This window comes from Sphingomonas bacterium, assembly GCF_903643035.1.
Lineage (GTDB): Bacteria > Pseudomonadota > Alphaproteobacteria > Sphingomonadales > Sphingomonadaceae > Sphingomonas.
In genome coordinates this window covers 1-2,778 of record NZ_CAHJWW010000327.1, presented here as the reverse complement: position 1 = coordinate 2,778, position 2,778 = coordinate 1, and the positions used below count along the sequence as shown (strand labels likewise).

At 70.4% G+C, this 2,778-nt stretch carries 1 protein-coding gene and 1 pseudogene; both read right to left on the bottom strand.

What is annotated here, in order from left to right:
- Positions 1–1,436, bottom strand: a pseudogene (locus tag HUV01_RS14655) (DUF11 domain-containing protein); the annotation flags it as partial.
- A gap of 64 nt (positions 1,437–1,500) precedes the next feature.
- Positions 1,501–2,619 (bottom strand): hypothetical protein, encoded by a 1,119-nt coding sequence (locus HUV01_RS14650; RefSeq protein ID WP_254606707.1) that lies wholly within the window; start codon positions 2,617–2,619, stop codon positions 1,501–1,503.
- Positions 2,620–2,778: the final 159 nt, after the last annotated feature.

The window sequence follows — 2,778 nt, the reverse complement described above, 5'->3', positions numbered from 1 at the left end:
ACGCGGCGCTCCGCCAGCGCGTGATCGACGAATGCCTCGTCCCGTACCTGCTCGACGACAAGGACGCCTGGACGCTGGACGCCGACGGCCTCTACCGGCGCGCCGGGGGCGACGGCGACGACATAGCTCACGACGGTCGACGCACCCGCCGCCAGCGACGGCAGCGTGAAGTCGAGCGCCCGGCCATCCGCCGAGACGGCAGGTTCCGCCGCGCCCCGCGCGGAGCCGCGCCGATAGGCAAGCCCGGCGGGCAGCGCGTCGGTGACGTGCAGGCCGGTCGCCGCGCCCGCGCCCCTGTTCGACAGATCGAGGCGGTACTGGACGAAGTCTCCGGGCGACGCCTGGCGGACCGACGCGGTCTTGGCGATGATGAGCGACGGAGCCGGGCCGATCGCCGCACCGGCGGCGGCGAGGTCGACCGGGATGTCCGCATAGAAAGGTGCGGTGCCCGCGAGCGTCAGCGTGCCCCCGAAACTGGCGGCGTTCAGCACGAACGGCTGGCCGTTCGCGTCCTTCAGCGCGGCGACCTGCGCCGGATCGTGCGTCGAGGGCGCGACATAGGCCCCCGGAGGTTCGACCTTGAGCGTGTAGGTGCCCGGCGCCGCGAGCGGGAAGCGATAGCGGCCCGGGATCGCGGGATAGGTGCGGCCGCTCGCATCGACGACCGCCGTGCCCGACACCATGCTCGACGGATAGCGGCTGACGCCGTCGTCGCCGAACACCGTCGCCGGCTGGCCGTTCGCGTCGAGCAGCGTCACCTTCGCGCCGTCCACCAGCGCCGCCGTGGTCGAATCGAACACGAAACCGGCGGGGTCCACCAGCAGCGAAAGCGAGGAGGAGTAGCTGTACTGGTCCTCGCCGTGGGACACGGCCACCGTCGCGCCGCGTTGCAGCGTGGGATCGCAGGCGGCGAGTTCGGGGCGGGTGCCGCCGGCCGGGATGCCGCTGGCGAAGACGCCGCTGTCAGGGGCGGTCTCGACCATCGACGACATCTGAATTCTGTCGTTGATCTTGACCTGGATCTGCATGCGTTCGCGTACCGCCGGGTCGCGGTTGTCGCCAGGGTCGTTGAGCGAGATGATGAATGGCGTGTGGGTGTCGATCGTGTCCAGGACTGGCGATTGCGCCAGCGTTGCGGCGTCGATCACCGCCGGCGTGACCGTAAGGCCACTCCCGTCCGCGCTCTGCTCGCACTTCAGCCCGGTCAGTTCGTAACCGGTCGGCAGCAGGTGGAAGGTGAAGGCTGTTGGCCGCTTCGTGGGCGCGACGTCCAGCGACACGGTGTTGGAGGCGATGCTGGTTCGCCCGACCTGCCCGGCGAAGCTGAGCGTGGCCGTGTTGGTGACGTGCGACACCACCGTTTGCGCGGCGAGGCCGGCGCCCGATAGTGCGGCCAGCAGTGCTGCGGCGCGTAGGAGAGGCCGGATGTTGGGCATGGCGGGTCGCTTCCCGGCGCGCGAGGCGCGCCGGGATCGCGGTTCCTTTCGGGGCTGGCGGAGACTAGTTGACCGTGACGCGGAAGCTCGCCGCGACCGACGTGCCGCCCACCAGCGTCGGGATCGTCGCGGTCACCGTCTTGGTGTTCGCGCTGTACGATCCGCCGTAGAGCCCGGTCGTCGACCCGTCGTCCGCGACCGGCAGGCCGTTGGCGATGCAGGCGCCCGCGGCGCCGATGCCGCCGACGCTGATCGACCCCGGGACATAGGTGGTGTTGACGGGGATCACGTCGGTCAGCGACACGCCGTTCGCCGGGACCAGCAGCGTGCTGTTGGTGACGGTGAGGCAATATTGCACGATCGCGCCCGGCAGCGCCTTGGGATTGGTCGTGCTGACGCCGTCGGAGATCACCTGCGACGATTTGACCACCGACAGGTTCACGGTGTGCGCGCCGACCTCGTAGGCAAGGTACGCGCGTGCCTGGCCGTTGCGCGCGATGTCGGGGCCAAGGAGGCCGTCCGAATCGTTGTCCGCGAACACGACGTCGATGGTCGCATCCTGGTTGAGGACGTCGAGCCCGGTCGGGACCAGCGCGGCGCCGACCGTGCCGGTGGCCCCGCCCGCCGCCACTGTCGCGCGCAGCGACACGAAGGCGAGGCTCGCGGCCTGGGTCGTCGGGATGTCGCCGACGACGAACACCGTCGCGGTCGCGTCCTCGGGCAGTTCGTCGATGAACGTGGCGGTGTCGGTGCCCGGATCGTAGACGCCGTTGCCGTTCGAATCGACGAAGACGCGCAGGTTGGTCGCGTCGAAATTGTCGGTGCCCGGCAGGATGCCCGTCGAGATGATCTGGTCGGGGTTCAGCAGGAAGTCCTGCGTGCCGTTGGTGTTGTTCGTCACCCGGAACGTCAGAACGGCGCCCGCCTGGCCCAGATTGACCTGCGTGTTGGTGGCGGGGTTGGCGACCACGGTCAGGTTGACCTTGCGGTCGACCACGAACGTCGAGGTGTTGGACGTCGCGGTCTGAGCGGTCCCGTTGACGGTGAAGCTCGCCTGCGCCGTGTTGCTGACGACCGTGCCGGCGGCGGTGCCGGAGGTCGTGGCCTGCGCCTGGGCGACGCCGGTGGACGCGAACGCGGCCGTTCCGGCGAGCAGCAGGCGCCGAAGCCTGGTGGCGGACATGATCTTTACTCCTTCGCTGGTGATGGACGGGAACGCGGTCACTTCAGGGCGCCCTGGAAGGCGAACTCACCCTGCCCGCCGGGGGCGAGCGGGGTCGAAAGCCGCCAGCGCACGGCGGTGACGTCCTCCGCGCGGGCCGGGCGGCCGCCGGCGGCGGGC